Origin of the sequence: Snodgrassella alvi wkB2 (assembly GCF_000600005.1) — a bacterium.
In the GTDB taxonomy this organism is placed as follows: Bacteria; Pseudomonadota; Gammaproteobacteria; order Burkholderiales; family Neisseriaceae; genus Snodgrassella; species Snodgrassella alvi.
On the sequence record NZ_CP007446.1, the window covers coordinates 2,363,866 to 2,379,280 of the forward strand.

The window sequence follows — 15,415 nt, forward strand, 5'->3', positions numbered from 1 at the left end:
ATATAAATTATGCCTGATAAAGACCTTCATGGTCGATGTATTCAGCCACAGTCTCCGGAACATCATCATGATGACCTGATGACCATTTTGCACGAATATCAGTTGAGCTGACTGGTAAAAATGATGTTTGTAATAAAACTGCACGTCCGCCATCACTACCATCCGGTACAGTCATATTTTTAGCCAGTGCATCTGGCAACCATTGCTGCAATGATTCCGGCAAATCGGTTAATCTCTGTTGACCGCGCTGAGCAATTGCCAGATTCACACTTTGTAGCAGAGCCTGATAGCGATGCCAGTGAGGTAATTGCAACAATGAATCCATTCCCAGCAACCACCATAACTGAGTCTGCGGAAATACCTGACGAAACAGAGATACTGTATCAATAGTATATGTAGGTCCATTACGTAGTACATCGCAATCAGACACACTAAAACGTTTGTCTGTACTAATTGCCCTTTCCACCATAGCAAGACGTTGTAGTGCCGGTGTACAGATAACCGTCGGTTTATGATATGGATCACCAGCCGGAATAAAAATAACATTATCCAGCATTAACTCATCGGCAAAACCCTGTGCAATATGAATATGCCCATTATGCGGAGGATCAAAAGTACCGCCGAACAAACCGATACGTTTCATACTTTATTTCCGTTAACCACAATATTCAGCTTACCGGTAATCGGATGAATAACCAGACCATGTACCCTAATCTCACTGGGCATCAGAGGATGCTTACGTATCATATTCACCGAATGCATAATAGCATCTTCCACACAATCAAAATCAGTTAACCATTTATGGAAATCTACGCCGGCATTTTCCAGAATTTCAAGGCGCTCATCGCTGATCCCCCGGGCGCGCATTCGGTCAAGCATATCAGGCACATGTAATTCCTGCATGCCGCAATCATAATGCCCTATCACCATAATTTCAGTTACATTCATTTCAAATACAGCCACTAGTAATGAACGCATCACAGAACCCCAGGGATGGGTGACTAAAGCACCGGCATTACGAATTACCTTAGCATCTCCATTCTTCAATCCCAGAGCACGGGGTAATAAATCCAGAATCCGTGCGTCCATACAGGAAACAATCGCCAGATTTTTTTCCGGATATTTATCTGTAAAAAATTGCTCATACTCTTCTGCATCAACAAATCTTTGATTAAAGTCCATAATTTCATCGATTAAAGACATAATTTCTCCCTCTGCATTTATTTAATCGTTACATGAATCTTATTACATTGATACATCAGCCCGAAGAACAAAAACCATAAAATATTCAGGCAGCCCAACGGCTGCCTGTTAACAAACCGAACTGTCTATGCACCTAACCAGAGCAATTTAAAAGCCCATAGTACAGCAATAATCCACACCATATAAGAAACTTCTTTAACTCTGCCACAGAACAGTTTAATTAGTGCATAACTAATAAAACCCATTGCAATACCATCTGCAATTGAATAAGCGAAAGGCATAAAAATCAGTGTAAAAAATGCTGGTGCAGCTTCAGATACATCTTTCCAGTCAATTTCCGTCATACTGCGCATCATCAGTACACCCACATATAACAAAGCAGGCGCAGTTGCATATGCCGGTACACTGGCAGCAAGCTTGGAAAACCACAAACTGGCCAGCATCAGAAGACCAACCACCACTGCTGTCAGACCTGTACGGCCGCCTGCAGCTGCTCCGGCTGCCGACTCTACATAAGCAGTAGTAGAAGAAGTACCCAGCCCGGCACCGACTACAATTGCCGTTGAATCGGCCAGCAACGCTTTTTTTACCCGTGGTAATTTGCCATCCACCAACAAACCGGCGCGTCCGGCAACACCAATCAGAACACCGGTACTGTCAAATAAATCCACAAAGAAAAACACAAAAATAACGCTAACCAGACTCATGTTAAATAAATCATGAAAATCCAGCTGTAAAAAGGTAGGAGCCAGAGAGGGTACCGGCGCAAATACTCCCTTAAATTCATTAAGACCTGCTACTGAAGCAATAGCCGTAATTACCAAAATACCGATAATAATTCCGCCACGTATGCGGAAATGCTCCAAAGTAACGATAAAACAAAAGCCTACGATCGTCAGCAACACCTGAGGAGAATGAATATCACCCAGACTGACCAGAGTGTCCGGATTAGATACCACTACTTCGGCACTTTTGAGCGCTACCAGAGCCAGAAATAAACCAATACCGCCGCCAATAGAATACTTGAGAGAATTCGGTAGTGAATTAACAATCGCTTCGCGCACCTTAAACAGGCTTAAGATAATAAAAACAATACCGGAAACAAAAACTGCACCCAGTGCTACCTGCCATGATATACCCATACCTTTTACAACAGCATAAGTAAAATAAGCATTCAGTCCCATACCGGGCGCGAGTGCGATCGGATAATTAGCTACCAATCCCATCATCATGCAGGCAAAAGCTGAAGAAATACAGGTAGCCACAAATACCGCACCAAAATCCATTCCCGCATCCTTAAGAATGGAAGGATTAACTACCAGAATATAGCTCATTGCCAGAAAAGTAGTCAGACCGGCTAACACCTCAGTGCGCACACTGCTGCCACTTTCTTTAATTTTAAAAAAACGATCCAGAAAAGAAGTACCCGCTGGGCTCATGCCAATTCCTTTTAATACCGAACAAAGGCCAGACAAAACCGGTTATCATTAATAAATGTTTATTGATAACCAGACGAAAAAACAAATAAATATAGCATCACATTCCGACAACAAGCACAGCCTTTATACTGTATTAATGTACATGTTCCGGTATCCAGATAAATGGATTAATGCAGCGTTTCCCCTTATTAGAAAGATTAATCACTTAATCGGATAAAACCATTTTTCCGCGTAAAGAAAAAGTATGTGCCTCAGTGATTTCCAGCTCTACCATCTGATTAATCAGACGAGGATGGCCCGTAAAATTAACTACCCGGTTATTTGCTGTACGCGCCTGTAACTGATCAGGATCTTTTTTAGACACACCTTCTATAAGACAGCGCTGTATACTGCCAAGCATAGATTGATTAATACGCGCTGTCTCAGCTTCAATCACTGTATTTAATGCTTCCAGACGACGTACTTTTTCGGCATGAGGAGTATCATCCGGTAAATTTGCTGCCGGTGTTCCCGGACGCGGACTATAGATAAATACAAAGCTTAAATCAAAAGCCAGGTCTTGTACTAACTTCAGAGTTTGCTCAAACTCACGCTCAGTTTCTCCCGGAAAGCCAACAATAAAGTCTGAACTTAAACATAAATCCGGCCGGATAGCCCGCAACTTACGGATAATATGTTTATACTCTAAGGCTGTATAGCCACGTTTCATTGCCATTAAAACACGGTCGGAACCAGACTGTACCGGAAGATGCAAATGTGATACCAGCTTAGGTAAATCACGATAACACTCAATGATTGCATCAGAAAATTCTCGCGGGTGGCTGGTCGTAAAGCGCATGCGTTCAATACCGGGTATCTCATGCACTATACGCAGCAACGTCGCGAAATCACAGATTTCACCATCACCCATATCGCCGCGATAGGCATTTACGTTTTGTCCCAGCAGATTAATTTCCTTGACACCCTGTTGTGCCAGACCGGCAATTTCAGTAAGCACATCGTCAAGTGGACGTGAAAATTCCTCTCCGCGCGTATAGGGTACAACACAAAAACTGCAATATTTGGAACAGCCTTCCATAATAGATACGAACGCTGCTCCACCTTCAACACGTGCAGGCGGTAAATGATCAAATTTTTCTATTTCCGGAAAAGAAATATCTACCTGTGACAGACCACTGGTTTCCTTATCAAGAATCATTTGTGGTAAACGATGCAAAGTCTGAGGACCGAAAACCACATCCACATAAGGTGCGCGCTGAATAATTGCCTCACCTTCTTGTGAAGCCACACAACCACCGACACCGATAATTAAATCCGGATTTTTAACTTTCAAAGGTCGGATACGACCCAAATCTGAAAATACTTTTTCCTGAGCCTTTTCCCGAACCGAACAGGTATTAAAAAGAATAATATCTGCATCTTCAGCCCTGTCAGTTCGTTCTAAAGGTTGCCCTTCTGCCAGGACAGACAGCATTTTTTCACTGTCGTATTCATTCATCTGACAACCAAAGGTTCGTATAAATACTTTTTTCATAACACCTACAATAATTATTCAACCTGCGGATTATTGGGTCTCACTAATGCGTCCTGCTCTTCATCAGTCAGTACCCAGATTTCCTGAATCTGATTTGCTCTGTCAACCCGCACTGCTATCGTTGCATTCTTAAATTTGTACAAATTGTTATACGTAACAAAACGATTATTTGTATCATGTATACGTACTCCCCTGCTTAATTGAAATGTTTTATTACCTTTAACTAAGCCCAGACTTAACGTACGTAACCATGCCTTTTTTGCCGTTCCTAATACAACCTGCTGTCCTTCTGCTTGTTTCAATACAACTATATGAATATCATTAGGTAAAACACGACCTGCCCATACTAATGAAGAGGATAAAAAAATCAGGCTCAACAATACTAAACGTAAATATTTCATGATTTCTCCTTAAATAACAATAGTCAGCTAAGCGTCAATAATTATACGCAGAAGAGAGATAAACAGCAGCTTTTTAAGAAAAACGAATTCTGAAAAGCTAAAACAGTAAATACAAACTTATTAAATCAAACAAATGTATTTAAATAGAATTACGGTAATAAACTTACACTAAACAAGTAGTTTAAATTCGGTTCAAAAATCAGCTTTTTATTTGTGTATTGATTAATTCCTAAAATAACTATATTTTCGGCATCATAACAAAAAACCAAACTTACTCAATGATGAAAAAAGTAGTGAATCGTACCTATTAAAATTTATAGATATATACTGAATTACTACATCACGACAACTAAATAAATATACATTTTCAAACTATTCACAAAACCATAAAGCAAAAAATCAAAATGAAACAAGCCAGCCTAATGGCTGGCTTGTTCGTGAAGCCTGATTACTCAGCTACAGCTTCAGATTCAGGTGCTTTCTCAACCAACTCAACCAGAGCCAGCGGAGCATTATCGCCTTTACGGAAGCCATACTTCAATATGCGCAGATAGCCACCATTCCGATTAGCAAAGCGCGGGCCTAACTCATTGAATAATTTAACAACAACATCACGATCACGTGTACGATTAAAAGCTAAACGATGATTAGCCAGTGAAGGCTTTTTACCTAAAGTAATCAATGGTTCAGCTACACGACGCAACTCTTTTGCTTTCGGCAAAGTAGTTACAATTGTTTCGTGAGTCAATAAAGAATTGGCCATATTACGCAACATAGCAGCGCGATGACTGCTGGTGCGATTTAATTTGCGGTTACCATTACGATGACGCATGTCATTATCCTTTAATCATCAAACTTGTGGCTTTTCCAGACTGGCCGGCGGCCAGGCTTCCAGTTTTGAACCCAACGTCAATCCTTTGGAAGCCAGGACTTCCTTGATTTCGTTCAGAGATTTTCTACCCAGATTCGGGGTTTTCAACAATTCAGTCTCTGTGCGTTGAATCAAATCGCCAATATAGTAAATATCTTCAGCTTTCAAGCAGTTTGCTGAACGAACGGTCAACTCCAGATCATCAACTGGACGAAGCAGAATCGGATCAATCGGTGGTTCTTTCTCTTCTACCACGGTAACTGGAGTTCCCTGTAAATCTGCAAAAATTGACATTTGATCAATTAAAATACAGGCCGCATTGCGAACTGCTTCTTCAGGGTCAATAGCACCGTTGGTTTCAATATCCAGAACCAGACGATCTAAATCAGTACGCTGCTCAACACGAGCAGGTTCTACTTCAAAGCTGACACGACTGATAGGCGAAAAGCTTGCATCTAGTTGAATAGCGCCGATACGTTTGTGGTCGTCTTTATTACGACGGCCTGACACAGACTCATAGCCTCTGCCTTGTTCAACCTTAATTTCCATATTGATACTACCACCTTCAGACAGGTGGCAGATTACATGATCAGGGTTAACAATTTCGACATCATGAGGTAACTCAATATCAGCTGCGGTAACAACACCGGCACCTGATTTTTTCAAACTTAAAGTTACTTCTGTGCGGCCATGCACTTTAAATACTACACCTTTCAGGTTCAGCAGAATATCAACAACATCCTCCTGAACGCTGTCAAGTGTAGAATATTCATGCAATACGCCTTCAATCGTTACTTCTGTCGACGCATAACCATTCATTGATGACAGTAAGATACGACGCAAAGCATTACCCAAGGTATGGCCGAAACCACGTTCAAAAGGCTCCATAGACACTTTGGCACGGGTAGCAGACAAGGTGTCAACGTCAATTTGACGTGGCTTCAAGAATTCGGATGTGTTTTGCATTTAACTGTCCTCACTTAACCAGCTTTATTTAGAGTAAAACTCTACCACCAGCTGTTCATTAATATCGCCACTCAATTCAGTGCGATCTGGCATGTTTTTGAAAACACCTTCCAGCTTGCCTTCTTCAACAGAAACCCAGCTTGGTAAACCAATCTGACTGGCAAGACTGAATGCTTCCTGAATTCGCACCTGTTTTTTGGCTTTTTCGCGAACAGCAACCACATCACCAGCTTTCACCTGAAAAGAAGGGATGTTTACAACCTGACCGTTCACGGTAATGGCTTTGTGAGATACCAACTGACGGGCTTCGGCACGAGTAGAGCCAAACCCCATACGGTATACCACGTTGTCTAAACGAGACTCCAACAACTGAAGCAGCAATTCACCAGTCGAACCTTTACGACGGGCTGCTTCAGCAAAATAACGGCGGAACTGGCGTTCTAACACACCGTAAATACGGCGGATTTTCTGTTTTTCACGTAATTGCAGACCATAGCCGGACAAACGCGGTTTTTTTGCGCCATGCTGGCCGGGAGCAGAGTCAAGTTTACATTTTGAATCCAGAGAGCGACGTGCACTCTTCAGAAACAGATCTGTGCCCTCACGACGGGCTAATTTACATTTCGGGCCGGTATAACGTGCCATACTCAAATACTCCTGTTAGATACGACGTTTTTTAGGTGGCCGACAACCATTGTGTGGCAATGGAGTAACGTCTGTAATACTGGTAATCTTGAAACCAAGAGCGTTGAGCGCACGCACAGAAGATTCGCGACCAGGACCCGGCCCTTTAATGCGAACTTCCAGATTTTTTACGCCATACTCTTGGGCAACTTTACCAGCTGCTTCTGCCGCAACCTGAGCGGCAAATGGTGTGCTCTTACGTGAACCTTTAAAACCAGCACCGCCAGAGGTAGCCCAAGATAATGCATTGCCCTGACGGTCAGTGATAGTAATGATGGTATTATTGAAAGATGCATGTACATGCACAATACCTTCACTTACGGATTTACGTACTTTCTTGCGCACACGAGCTGTGTTTGCTTTAGCCATTATTATTCCTTATCAATTATTTCTTGCCTGCGATCGCTTTACGCGGACCTTTACGCGTACGCGCATTGGTACGGGTACGCTGACCACGGCACGGTAAACCACGACGATGACGCAGACCACGATAACAGCCCATGTCCATCAGACGTTTGATGTTCATGGTTACTTCACGGCGCAGATCACCTTCCACATGGTATTTGGCAATCTGTTCACGCAAAGCATCAAGCTGAGTCTCGTCTAAATCTTTTACTTTAGTGCTCGGCACAACGCCGGCAGCTTCGCAAACCAGTTTAGCGCGAGACGAACCAATACCATAAATAGCCTGAAGGCCAATTACGATATGGGCATTGTTAGGGATATTTACCCCTGCAATACGAGCCATATTTTTTCCTTAGGGCAAAAGTCTGTCACTATAACACAAAGACTTATGGTTATCCATTAGCCTTGGCGTTGTTTATGACGAGGGTCAGTACAAATCACGCGTACGACACGATTACGACGAATGATTTTACAATTACGGCAAATTTTCTTTACCGATGGCTGAACGCGCATATTATTTCCTTTCTACTCTTAGCGGGCGCGGAAAACGATGCGGGCACGAGTCAAATCGTACGGAGTCAATTCCACAGTCACTTTATCACCGGGTGAAATACGAATGTAATGCATGCGCATTTTTCCGGAGATATGACCTAAAACGACGTGATCGTTTTCAAGTTTAACTTTAAAAGTTGCGTTGGGCAGGGTTTCAAGAATTTCACCCTGCATTTGTATGGTATCTTCTTTAGCCATAATACTTAACGACGTGATGATAATGATTTCATCGCAGAACGCTTCATCAGATGTTCATACTGACTGCTCATTACGTAAGAAGCGATTTGCGTTTTAAAATCCATGGTCACCACCACCAGAATAAGTAGTGAGGTGCCACCTAGGTAGAAAGGTACATTCATCGCAGAAGTCAGCACTTCCGGAATCAGGCACACGATAGCAATATAAATTGCGCCCCAAAAGGTCAAACGCAATACAACTTTCTCCAGATAACGACTGGTTTGCTCACCTGGCCGGATACCCGGAACGAAAGCACCACTTTTCTTCAGATTTTCTGCCATTTCCCTTGGACTGAACACCAAAGCCGTATAGAAATAACAAAAGAAGATAATAGTAGCTGCAAATAACAGAATATAAACAGGCTGACCATGCTGCAATAATGTAGCCAGTTTCTGTAACCAACTATCCGGATTTGCCGAACCAAACCAGCTTAACAGAGTAGAAGGAAACAAAATGATACTGGATGCAAAAATTGGCGGAATAACCCCAGCCATATTCAGTTTGAACGGCAGATGAGAGTTTTGCGCCTGCATAATGCGATTACCTACCTGACGTTTGGCATATTGCACAGGTACTTTACGTTGTGCACTTTCAATATATACAACAGCATATATCAATGCCAGCGCACCAACAATCAGTGCAACAGCCATCAGATAACTAATTGATCCCTGACTGGTTAATGTCAGCAAACGACCAATACCGGCAGGCAGACTGGCTGCAATACCGGCGGTAATAATCAGCGAAATACCATTACCTATACCACGTTCAGTAATTTGTTCACCCAGCCACATCAGAAACATGGTTCCTGTAACCAGACAAACCATAGTTGAGAAATAAAACTCAATCTGACCGGAAACTACTACATTTTGCTGGTAAACAAATGCAGCAGCACCAAAGCTTTGCAAAGTGGCCAGCAAAACAGTACCGTAACGGGTATATTTGGTCAAAGTACGGCGCCCCGCCTCACCTTCTTTTTTTAGAGCCTTCAATGAAGGAATAATTTCAGAAGCAAGCTGAATAATAATTGAGGCTGAAATATAGGGCATTACACCTATTGCAAAAATACTGAACCGTTGCAGAGAACCGCCGGAAAACATATTAAGCATACTTAATATGCCTCCGCCGGCACTTTCATACAATTTGGTCAAAGCAGCACCATCCACACCGGGCACTGGAATATGTGAACCGATGCGGAATACAACCAACGCACCAAGTAAAAATAACAGACGATTTTTCAAATCACCGAACTTTGAAAGTCCTGTTGCGGATTGCGGATTAGCCACTTGAGTCCTTGCCTTATTCTGCTACTTTACCACCGGCAGCTTCAATGGCCTGTTGCGCACCTTTGGTGGCCTTAATACCATTTAAAGTTACCGCCTTATCAATACTGCCTGAAGCAATAATTTTAACATTCAGAGCAGTAGCAGGCACCAGTCCTGCCTGTTTCAGAACTAAAACATCAATTTCATCAACTGCAATTTTAGCCAGTTCATCTAAACGCACTTCTGCATTCAGATTAGCAGTCAGAGATTTAAAACCGCGTTTCGGCAGGCGGCGTTGCAAAGGCATCTGACCGCCTTCGAAACCGACTTTATGATAACCACCTTTACGGCTTTTCTGACCCTTATGGCCTCGGCCACAAGTTTTGCCTAAACCGCTACCAATGCCACGACCTACACGGCGAGCCGCGTGTTTAGCACCTTCAGCAGGTTGAATGGTATTCAAAAGCATGTTACTTCTCCACTTTCAAAAGGTAGCTGATTTTGTTGATCATGCCACGATTTTCGGGGGTATCAAGCACTTCAACAGTATGCTCGCGGTGACGTAAGCCTAAACCGCGTGCGCAGGCACGATGAGCAGCAATAGTGCCAATCAGACTTTTAACCAGTGTAATGCGTATGGTTTTTTGCTCACTCATGATCTGCTCCTAAAATTTCTTCTACGGTCAGGCCACGTTTAGCAGCAATCTCAGCCGGCGTATACAGCTTAGATAATCCGTCCAGAGTTGCGCGAACAATGTTGTATGGATTGGTTGAACCATGTACTTTAGCAGAGATATTATGAATACCCATTGCATCAAATACCAAACGCATTGGACCACCAGCTTTCACACCATTACCTTCTTTGGCCGGTTGCATGAATACACGTGTTGCACCATGGCGACCAATTACTTCGTGATGAATGGTACGTCCATTTAAAGGCACTTTGATCATATTGCGGCGGGCTTGATCCATAGCTTTCTGTACAGCCACAGGTACTTCTTTAGATTTACCTTTGCCCATACCAATGCGACCATCGCCATCACCTACTACGGTTAAAGCCGAGAAGGCCATAATGCGGCCACCCTTAACCACTTTGGTCACACGGTTTACGGCAACCATTTTTTCAATCAGGCCGTCACCGCGTTCTTCAGTTTCGTGTTTTGCCATATTTCTGGTCTCCAGTTTATTAGAAGCTCAAACCGTTTTCACGGGCTGCCTCAGCCAAGGCTTTAACGCGACCATGGTATTGAAAACCAGAACGGTCAAAAGCCACTGCATCAATGCCGGCCGCTTTGGCTTTTTCAGCAATGCGTTTGCCAACTACAACAGCAGCATCTACATTGCTACCATATTTAATGCTGGCACGAACATCAGCCTCAAGAGTAGAGGCCTGAGCCAGTACTCGGTCACCTTCAGCGCTAATAACCTGGGCATAAATGTGATTATTGGTGCGGAAAACGCACAATCTCACTTTGTTCAGGGCTGCAATTTTGGCACGGGTTTTACGTGCTCGACGCAGTCTTGCTACATTTTTATCCATCAGTGAGCCTCAATTATTTTTTCTTGGTTTCTTTAATAACGACACGCTCATCAGCATAACGTACACCTTTACCTTTATAAGGTTCCGGCGGACGGAATCCACGAATTTCAGCGGCCACCTGCCCTACTACCTGTTTATCTGCACCGGCAATGATTACTTCGGTAGCAGAAGGAGTAGTAGCAGTAATGCCTTCAGGCAATTCGTAGTTAATCGGATGAGAGTAACCTAAAGAAAGATTCAATACTTTACCCTGAGCCTGAGCGCGATAACCCACACCAATCAGCTGCAGCTTTTTCTCAAAACCATTGCTCACGCCCACAACCATATTGTGCAATAAGGCACGAACTGTACCGGATAAAGCATTTGCTTTTGTACTGTTATCATTGGCGGTAACAACCAGCTGACCATCATTCAATGCCACATTCACTTCAGCGTGCTGATGCAGAGACAATTCGCCGTTTTTACCTTTAACAATGATAGCCTCTGGAGAAAACTTAACGTCAACGCCAGCCGGAACCACTACCGGATGTTTTGCAATTCGAGACATGTTTTCTCCTTAGGCAACTACGCACAATAACTCACCGCCAATACCATTGGCACGGGCTTTACGGTCAGTCATTACGCCTTTAGAAGTGCTCACAATCACAACGCCCAAACCATTCATTACAGAAGGAATGTCGTTGGAACCTTTATACACACGCAGACCAGGACGTGATACGCGCTGAATGCGCTCAATTACCGGCTGACCAGCATAGTATTTCAATTGTATTTCCAATGTCGCCTTGGTTTCAGCAGATACGGCGAAATCTTCTACGTAGCCTTCTTCTTTCAAAACTTTGGCAATTGCTACTTTCAGTTTTGAAGAAGGCATACTTACAGAGACTTTATTCGCACGCTGAGCGTTGCGAATACGGGTCAACATATCGGAAATAGGATCATGCATACTCATATTTTATACTCCTATTACCAGCTGGCTTTGATGACACCCGGAATTTCACCACGCATGGCGATTTCACGGATTTTGGTACGGGCCAAGCCGAATTTACGGAAATTACCACGCGGACGACCGGTCAAAGCGCAGCGACGACGTTGACGAATCGGAGCAGCATTACGCGGGATAGCCTGCAGTTTCAGACGTGCCTGAAAATGTTCTTCATCAGTCGCGTTAGCATCATTGATGATGGCGAAAATGGCTTCACGCTTTGCAGCATATTTTTTTGCCAAAGCTTCACGCTTCAGCTCACGATTAATAAGTGCTTTCTTAGCCATAATTAACCCTTAAACGGAAATTTGAACAGAGACAGCAGTGCTTTAGCTTCTGCGTCAGTTTTGGCAGTAGTGGTAATAGTAATATTCAAACCACGCAAAGCATCAATTTTATCGTATTCAATTTCCGGGAAAATAATTTGTTCACGCACGCCCATGTTGTAATTACCACGACCGTCGAATGATTTACCATTTACACCGCGGAAGTCACGTACACGCGGCAAAGCGATTGCAATCAGACGATCCAGAAATTCATACATACGATCACGGCGCAAAGTTACTTTGCAGCCAATCGGGTAATTATCACGGATTTTAAAGCCTGCAATTGACTTGCGTGCTACAGTTACTACTGGTTTCTGACCAGCAATTTTTTCCAGATCACCAACTGCATGTTCCATTACTTTTTTATCGGCAACCGCTTCACCAACACCCATGTTGAGGGTAATTTTTTCAATACGCGGTACTTCCATGATAGATTTGTAACCGAACTGTTTGGTCAACTCAGGAACAACAGTAGTGTTATAAAAGTCTTTTAAACGAGCCATTGATTACTCCTTAAGCTCCCACGGCGGCACCGGTAGATTTATATACACGGGTACGCACTACTTTGCCGTCTACAGTTTCTACTTTGATACCTACGCGGTCAGCTTTTTGGGTTTCCGGATTGAAAATCGCCACATTGGAAATAGCCAATGGCGCATCTTTGGTGATTACACCACCTTCAATCCCACGCATGGGGTTAGGTTTCTGGTGACGTTTAACACGATTTACGCCGTCAACAATCACTTTATCACCCAAAACACGCACTACTTTACCCTGTTTGCCCTTATCTTTACCGGCAATGATGATCACCTGATCACCAGTTTTAATCTTTTTCATTGCAACCTCACTTACAGTACTTCAGGAGCCAATGAAACGATTTTCATGAATCGCTCAGTACGTAGCTCACGGGTTACCGGGCCAAAAATACGGGTACCAATTGGTTCCAGTTTGGTATTCAACAGCACGGCTGCATTGTTATCAAATTTGATCAGTGCTCCGTCATTACGACGTACGCCTTTAGCTGTACGCACTACCACAGCGTTATATACATCGCCCTTTTTAACGCGACCACGGGGAGCTGCGTCTTTTACGGCCACTTTAATAATGTCGCCTACAGATGCGTAGCGACGCTTAGATCCACCTAATACTTTGATGCACATTACGCGGCGCGCACCAGAGTTGTCAGCCACATCTAAGATGGTCTGCATTTGAATCATGTTATTACCTTTAAAAATCCAACTTAATTTACCGCTTTCAGTCAGCTTGTTACCACTTAATAGCTGTCTGAAACCATTAACGGTTCTAGTAAACCAGTCTTGGGTCCCGAAGGGAGAGTTCCGGCGACTGCCGGAGACTTTCAAGAAACTGAAAGTTAAGGAACGAAGTTTACAGACAATATCTGATTGTCGCAAGACTTCGTTCCCTAATTGCAGCACATTGTTGTGTTAATTACACATTACGTGCTTTCTCAATCAGCTCAGTTACAACCCAGCTTTTGGTTTTTGACAACGGGCGACCCTCGGAAATGACAACAACGTCACCAATACCGTATTGGTTTTGCTCATCGTGCGCATGGATTTTAGTAGAACGACGGATTACTTTACCATACAGCGGGTGTTTCACTTTACGTTCCACCAATACTGTTACAGTTTTATCCATTTTGTCGCTCACGACTTTGCCCTGCAAAGTACGTACGTTTTTAGCTTCAGTCATTATTCACCATCCTTCTGATGCAAAATGGTTTTTACACGAGCAATATTACGACGCACTTTTTTCAGCTCACTGTTTTTACCCAGCTGGCCGGTGGCGTGCTGCATACGCAAACCAAACTGCGCTTTCAACAGACCAACCAGTTCTTCGTTTAACTGCTCAACAGATTTGTCTTTCAATTCACTGGTTTTCATTATTGACCTACCTGGCGTTTAACAAATACAGTCTGAATCGGCAATTTGGCTGCAGCCAGTTCAAAAGCCTGACGAGCCAATGTTTCATCAACACCGTCCATTTCGTAGAGCATTTTGCCCGGCTGGATTTCAGCAATGTAATATTCCACATTACCTTTACCGCCACCCATACGAACCTGAATTGGTTTTTCAGTAATAGGTTTATCCGGGAATACGCGAATCCAGATACGACCGCCACGTTTAATATGACGGGTCATTGCACGACGTGCTGCCTCAATCTGGCGTGCAGTCAAACGACCGCGACCCACAGCTTTCAGACCAAAATCACCAAAGCTAACTTTATTGCCACGAGTAGCAATACCGGTGTTGCGGCCTTTTTGCTGTTTGCGGTATTTCATTCTAGTTGGCTGCAGCATTTCGACCACCTGCCTTTCTGCTGTGTTTCTTGTCCTGTTCCGGCTTAGCCTGAATTTCACCCGGTGTCAGTTCACCTTTGTAAACCCAGACTTTGATACCGATAATGCCATATGTAGTTTTGGCTTCGCTGGTAGCGTAGTCAACATTGGCACGCAGGGTATGCAAAGGCACACGACCTTCACGATACCATTCGGTACGCGCAATTTCGATACCGTTCAGACGACCTGAAGACATAATTTTGATGCCTTTGGCGCCAACGCGCATAGCATTCTGCATAGCACGTTTCATGGCACGACGGAACATAACACGTTTTTCCAGTTGTCCGGCAATATTGTCCGCAATAATTTGCGCATCGATTTCCGGTTTACGGATTTCTTCGATGTTTACATGCACCGGCACGCCCATGATTTTCTGCAAATCACGTTTTAATACTTCAATATCTTCACCTTTTTTACCGATTACAATACCAGGACGGGCACTGTAAATGGTAATACGTGCAGATTTTGCCGGGCGTTCAATTACCACGCGACCTACAGAAGCATTTGCAAGACGTTTGCGTAAAAAATGACGTACGTCGATATCTTCTTTCAGCACTTTGGAAAAGTCGCCGCTTTTGGCAAACCACTTGGAAGACCAATCTTTATTCACTGCCAGGCGAAAGCCTGTAGGGTTAATTTTTTGTCCCATCGCTT

At 43.5% G+C, this 15,415-nt stretch carries 27 protein-coding genes; all 27 read right to left on the reverse strand.

All coding sequences use genetic code 11. The features are described from left to right. Nucleotides 1-7 precede the first annotated feature (7 nt). Nucleotides 8-643, reverse strand: coding sequence for a nicotinate-nucleotide adenylyltransferase (nadD, locus tag SALWKB2_RS10740; RefSeq protein WP_025331680.1), 636 nt, complete (start codon nt 641-643; stop codon nt 8-10). Next, complete coding sequence (locus tag SALWKB2_RS10745) at nt 640-1,203, reverse strand: beta-class carbonic anhydrase (protein ID WP_025331681.1); 564 nt, start codon at nt 1,201-1,203, stop codon at nt 640-642. Before SALWKB2_RS10745 ends, nadD begins: the two co-directional genes overlap by 4 nt. Before the next feature lie 125 nt (nt 1,204-1,328). After that, nucleotides 1,329-2,642: an NCS2 family permease gene (locus SALWKB2_RS10750; RefSeq protein ID WP_025331682.1), complete on the reverse strand. Its 1,314-nt coding sequence runs from the start codon at nt 2,640-2,642 to the stop codon at nt 1,329-1,331. A 205-nt stretch (nt 2,643-2,847) separates the two neighbouring features. Continuing rightward, nucleotides 2,848-4,176 (reverse strand): tRNA (N6-isopentenyl adenosine(37)-C2)-methylthiotransferase MiaB, encoded by a 1,329-nt coding sequence (miaB, locus tag SALWKB2_RS10755; protein WP_025331683.1) that lies wholly within the window; start codon nt 4,174-4,176, stop codon nt 2,848-2,850. Between the two features lie 14 nt (nt 4,177-4,190). Further along, nucleotides 4,191-4,577, reverse strand: a complete 387-nt coding sequence (locus SALWKB2_RS10760; RefSeq protein WP_025331684.1) for a hypothetical protein — start codon at nt 4,575-4,577, stop codon at nt 4,191-4,193. A gap of 448 nt (nt 4,578-5,025) precedes the next feature. Further along, entirely contained in the window at nt 5,026-5,409 is a 384-nt protein-coding gene (gene rplQ / locus SALWKB2_RS10765) for a 50S ribosomal protein L17 (protein ID WP_025331685.1), read from the reverse strand. An 18-nt stretch (nt 5,410-5,427) separates the two neighbouring features. Further along, nucleotides 5,428-6,414: a DNA-directed RNA polymerase subunit alpha gene (locus SALWKB2_RS10770; protein ID WP_025331686.1), complete on the reverse strand. Its 987-nt coding sequence runs from the start codon at nt 6,412-6,414 to the stop codon at nt 5,428-5,430. A 24-nt stretch (nt 6,415-6,438) separates the two neighbouring features. After that, nucleotides 6,439-7,059 carry a 30S ribosomal protein S4 gene (rpsD, locus tag SALWKB2_RS10775; RefSeq protein WP_025331687.1) on the reverse strand — a complete coding sequence of 207 codons (621 nt, stop codon included), beginning with the start codon at nt 7,057-7,059 and terminating at the stop codon, nt 6,439-6,441. Between the two features lie 15 nt (nt 7,060-7,074). After that, nucleotides 7,075-7,467, reverse strand: coding sequence for a 30S ribosomal protein S11 (gene rpsK, locus SALWKB2_RS10780; RefSeq protein ID WP_025331688.1), 393 nt, complete (start codon nt 7,465-7,467; stop codon nt 7,075-7,077). 16 nt (nt 7,468-7,483) lie between these two features. Further along, nucleotides 7,484-7,846 (reverse strand): 30S ribosomal protein S13, encoded by a 363-nt coding sequence (gene rpsM, locus SALWKB2_RS10785; RefSeq protein ID WP_025331689.1) that lies wholly within the window; start codon nt 7,844-7,846, stop codon nt 7,484-7,486. 56 nt (nt 7,847-7,902) lie between these two features. Continuing rightward, a complete protein-coding gene (gene rpmJ, locus SALWKB2_RS12085) occupies nt 7,903-8,016 on the reverse strand; it encodes a 50S ribosomal protein L36 (protein ID WP_003697674.1) in 114 nt (37 codons plus the stop codon). Nucleotides 8,017-8,034: 18 nt separating this feature from the next. After that, complete coding sequence (gene infA, locus SALWKB2_RS10790; RefSeq protein WP_003684714.1) at nt 8,035-8,253, reverse strand: translation initiation factor IF-1; 219 nt, start codon at nt 8,251-8,253, stop codon at nt 8,035-8,037. Nucleotides 8,254-8,258: 5 nt separating this feature from the next. After that, on the reverse strand, nt 8,259-9,575 hold the full coding sequence (secY, locus tag SALWKB2_RS10795) for a preprotein translocase subunit SecY (RefSeq protein ID WP_025331690.1): 1,317 nt from the start codon (nt 9,573-9,575) through the stop codon (nt 8,259-8,261). A 13-nt stretch (nt 9,576-9,588) separates the two neighbouring features. Then, on the reverse strand, nt 9,589-10,023 hold the full coding sequence (gene rplO / locus SALWKB2_RS10800; protein ID WP_025331691.1) for a 50S ribosomal protein L15: 435 nt from the start codon (nt 10,021-10,023) through the stop codon (nt 9,589-9,591). A 1-nt stretch (nt 10,024) separates the two neighbouring features. Next, nucleotides 10,025-10,210 carry a 50S ribosomal protein L30 gene (gene rpmD / locus SALWKB2_RS10805; protein WP_025331692.1) on the reverse strand — a complete coding sequence of 62 codons (186 nt, stop codon included), beginning with the start codon at nt 10,208-10,210 and terminating at the stop codon, nt 10,025-10,027. Beyond that, entirely contained in the window at nt 10,203-10,721 is a 519-nt protein-coding gene (rpsE, locus tag SALWKB2_RS10810) for a 30S ribosomal protein S5 (protein WP_025331693.1), read from the reverse strand. The genes rpmD and rpsE overlap by 8 nt, the downstream gene beginning before the upstream one ends. Before the next feature lie 19 nt (nt 10,722-10,740). Continuing rightward, nucleotides 10,741-11,094 carry a 50S ribosomal protein L18 gene (gene rplR / locus SALWKB2_RS10815; protein ID WP_025331694.1) on the reverse strand — a complete coding sequence of 118 codons (354 nt, stop codon included), beginning with the start codon at nt 11,092-11,094 and terminating at the stop codon, nt 10,741-10,743. A 13-nt stretch (nt 11,095-11,107) separates the two neighbouring features. Then, nucleotides 11,108-11,641 (reverse strand): 50S ribosomal protein L6, encoded by a 534-nt coding sequence (rplF, locus tag SALWKB2_RS10820; protein ID WP_025331695.1) that lies wholly within the window; start codon nt 11,639-11,641, stop codon nt 11,108-11,110. 9 nt (nt 11,642-11,650) lie between these two features. After that, nucleotides 11,651-12,043 carry a 30S ribosomal protein S8 gene (gene rpsH, locus SALWKB2_RS10825; protein WP_025331696.1) on the reverse strand — a complete coding sequence of 131 codons (393 nt, stop codon included), beginning with the start codon at nt 12,041-12,043 and terminating at the stop codon, nt 11,651-11,653. A gap of 14 nt (nt 12,044-12,057) precedes the next feature. After that, entirely contained in the window at nt 12,058-12,363 is a 306-nt protein-coding gene (rpsN, locus tag SALWKB2_RS10830; RefSeq protein ID WP_025331697.1) for a 30S ribosomal protein S14, read from the reverse strand. A gap of 2 nt (nt 12,364-12,365) precedes the next feature. Further along, nucleotides 12,366-12,905, reverse strand: coding sequence for a 50S ribosomal protein L5 (rplE, locus tag SALWKB2_RS10835; protein WP_025331698.1), 540 nt, complete (start codon nt 12,903-12,905; stop codon nt 12,366-12,368). 10 nt (nt 12,906-12,915) lie between these two features. Next, nucleotides 12,916-13,239 (reverse strand): 50S ribosomal protein L24, encoded by a 324-nt coding sequence (gene rplX, locus SALWKB2_RS10840; RefSeq protein WP_025331699.1) that lies wholly within the window; start codon nt 13,237-13,239, stop codon nt 12,916-12,918. 11 nt (nt 13,240-13,250) lie between these two features. Then, a complete protein-coding gene (gene rplN / locus SALWKB2_RS10845; RefSeq protein ID WP_025331700.1) occupies nt 13,251-13,619 on the reverse strand; it encodes a 50S ribosomal protein L14 in 369 nt (122 codons plus the stop codon). A gap of 232 nt (nt 13,620-13,851) precedes the next feature. After that, nucleotides 13,852-14,115 carry a 30S ribosomal protein S17 gene (gene rpsQ / locus SALWKB2_RS10850; protein WP_025331701.1) on the reverse strand — a complete coding sequence of 88 codons (264 nt, stop codon included), beginning with the start codon at nt 14,113-14,115 and terminating at the stop codon, nt 13,852-13,854. Further along, nucleotides 14,115-14,306: a 50S ribosomal protein L29 gene (rpmC, locus tag SALWKB2_RS10855; protein WP_025331702.1), complete on the reverse strand. Its 192-nt coding sequence runs from the start codon at nt 14,304-14,306 to the stop codon at nt 14,115-14,117. Before rpmC ends, rpsQ begins: the two co-directional genes overlap by 1 nt. After that, nucleotides 14,306-14,722: a 50S ribosomal protein L16 gene (rplP, locus tag SALWKB2_RS10860; RefSeq protein ID WP_037394618.1), complete on the reverse strand. Its 417-nt coding sequence runs from the start codon at nt 14,720-14,722 to the stop codon at nt 14,306-14,308. The genes rpmC and rplP overlap by 1 nt, the downstream gene beginning before the upstream one ends. Beyond that, entirely contained in the window at nt 14,706-15,410 is a 705-nt protein-coding gene (gene rpsC, locus SALWKB2_RS10865) for a 30S ribosomal protein S3 (RefSeq protein WP_037394614.1), read from the reverse strand. The genes rplP and rpsC overlap by 17 nt, the downstream gene beginning before the upstream one ends. Nucleotides 15,411-15,415 lie beyond the last annotated feature (5 nt).

Excerpts from the sequence above, each read along its gene's own strand:
- nadD (WP_025331680.1), bottom strand. The coding sequence starts at position 643 with ATGAAACGTATCGGTTTGTTCGGCGGTACTTTTGATCCTCCGCATAAT.
- SALWKB2_RS10745 (WP_025331681.1), bottom strand. The coding sequence starts at position 1,203 with ATGTCTTTAATCGATGAAATTATGGACTTTAATCAAAGATTTGTTGAT.
- SALWKB2_RS10750 (WP_025331682.1), bottom strand. The coding sequence starts at position 2,642 with ATGAGCCCAGCGGGTACTTCTTTTCTGGATCGTTTTTTTAAAATTAAA.
- miaB (WP_025331683.1), bottom strand. The coding sequence starts at position 4,176 with ATGAAAAAAGTATTTATACGAACCTTTGGTTGTCAGATGAATGAATAC.
- SALWKB2_RS10760 (WP_025331684.1), bottom strand. The coding sequence starts at position 4,577 with ATGAAATATTTACGTTTAGTATTGTTGAGCCTGATTTTTTTATCCTCT.
- rplQ (WP_025331685.1), bottom strand. The coding sequence starts at position 5,409 with ATGCGTCATCGTAATGGTAACCGCAAATTAAATCGCACCAGCAGTCAT.
- SALWKB2_RS10770 (WP_025331686.1), bottom strand. The coding sequence starts at position 6,414 with ATGCAAAACACATCCGAATTCTTGAAGCCACGTCAAATTGACGTTGAC.
- rpsD (WP_025331687.1), bottom strand. The coding sequence starts at position 7,059 with ATGGCACGTTATACCGGCCCGAAATGTAAATTAGCCCGTCGTGAGGGC.
- rpsK (WP_025331688.1), bottom strand. The coding sequence starts at position 7,467 with ATGGCTAAAGCAAACACAGCTCGTGTGCGCAAGAAAGTACGTAAATCC.
- rpsM (WP_025331689.1), bottom strand. The coding sequence starts at position 7,846 with ATGGCTCGTATTGCAGGGGTAAATATCCCTAACAATGCCCATATCGTA.
- rpmJ (WP_003697674.1), bottom strand. The coding sequence starts at position 8,016 with ATGCGCGTTCAGCCATCGGTAAAGAAAATTTGCCGTAATTGTAAAATC.
- infA (WP_003684714.1), bottom strand. The coding sequence starts at position 8,253 with ATGGCTAAAGAAGATACCATACAAATGCAGGGTGAAATTCTTGAAACC.
- rplO (WP_025331691.1), bottom strand. The coding sequence starts at position 10,023 with ATGCTTTTGAATACCATTCAACCTGCTGAAGGTGCTAAACACGCGGCT.
- rpmD (WP_025331692.1), bottom strand. The coding sequence starts at position 10,210 with ATGAGTGAGCAAAAAACCATACGCATTACACTGGTTAAAAGTCTGATT.
- rpsE (WP_025331693.1), bottom strand. The coding sequence starts at position 10,721 with ATGGCAAAACACGAAACTGAAGAACGCGGTGACGGCCTGATTGAAAAA.
- rplR (WP_025331694.1), bottom strand. The coding sequence starts at position 11,094 with ATGGATAAAAATGTAGCAAGACTGCGTCGAGCACGTAAAACCCGTGCC.
- rplF (WP_025331695.1), bottom strand. The coding sequence starts at position 11,641 with ATGTCTCGAATTGCAAAACATCCGGTAGTGGTTCCGGCTGGCGTTGAC.
- rpsH (WP_025331696.1), bottom strand. The coding sequence starts at position 12,043 with ATGAGTATGCATGATCCTATTTCCGATATGTTGACCCGTATTCGCAAC.
- rpsN (WP_025331697.1), bottom strand. The coding sequence starts at position 12,363 with ATGGCTAAGAAAGCACTTATTAATCGTGAGCTGAAGCGTGAAGCTTTG.
- rplE (WP_025331698.1), bottom strand. The coding sequence starts at position 12,905 with ATGGCTCGTTTAAAAGACTTTTATAACACTACTGTTGTTCCTGAGTTG.
- rplX (WP_025331699.1), bottom strand. The coding sequence starts at position 13,239 with ATGAAAAAGATTAAAACTGGTGATCAGGTGATCATCATTGCCGGTAAA.
- rplN (WP_025331700.1), bottom strand. The coding sequence starts at position 13,619 with ATGATTCAAATGCAGACCATCTTAGATGTGGCTGACAACTCTGGTGCG.
- rpsQ (WP_025331701.1), bottom strand. The coding sequence starts at position 14,115 with ATGACTGAAGCTAAAAACGTACGTACTTTGCAGGGCAAAGTCGTGAGC.
- rpmC (WP_025331702.1), bottom strand. The coding sequence starts at position 14,306 with ATGAAAACCAGTGAATTGAAAGACAAATCTGTTGAGCAGTTAAACGAA.
- rplP (WP_037394618.1), bottom strand. The coding sequence starts at position 14,722 with ATGCTGCAGCCAACTAGAATGAAATACCGCAAACAGCAAAAAGGCCGC.
- rpsC (WP_037394614.1), bottom strand. The coding sequence starts at position 15,410 with ATGGGACAAAAAATTAACCCTACAGGCTTTCGCCTGGCAGTGAATAAA.